Genomic DNA, 355 nt, shown 5'->3' on the forward strand with positions numbered 1-355 from the left:
CGAACGATAGACTTTCCAGGGGATCACAGATAGATTCAGGACGTATCATGGAAGCCTTTAAAGAAAGCAACACTCTACTCATAACTCCTCAAAAAATATATAATATGTCCAATGAGAGTGATGAAATGCTCTCAGAGTTCGAATTGGTTATTGCTAGAAATGAATATAGAGCTATTAAGAGAAGGCTGTTAAATGGTCGAAAAGGTGCTGTCAAAGAGGGAAGACCGCATTCTGGATCTGTTCCATACGGGTTTAAATGGGACAAGAATGACAAGAAGGCAAAGGTTGATGAAGAAAAAATAAAAATTTATCGTATGATGATTGATTGGTTTCTTAATGAAGAAATGTCTTCCAT

At 36.6% G+C, this 355-nt stretch carries 1 protein-coding gene; it reads left to right on the plus strand.

The window, feature by feature from the left end; all coding sequences use genetic code 11:
* Positions 1-47 precede the first annotated feature (47 nt).
* A partial coding sequence (locus tag SB749_RS18925; RefSeq protein WP_410711659.1) for a hypothetical protein occupies positions 48-355 on the plus strand: 308 nt, incomplete at its 3' end.

This window comes from Brevibacterium sp. SIMBA_078, assembly GCF_046534565.1.
In the GTDB taxonomy this organism is placed as follows: Bacteria; Actinomycetota; Actinomycetes; order Actinomycetales; family Brevibacteriaceae; genus Brevibacterium.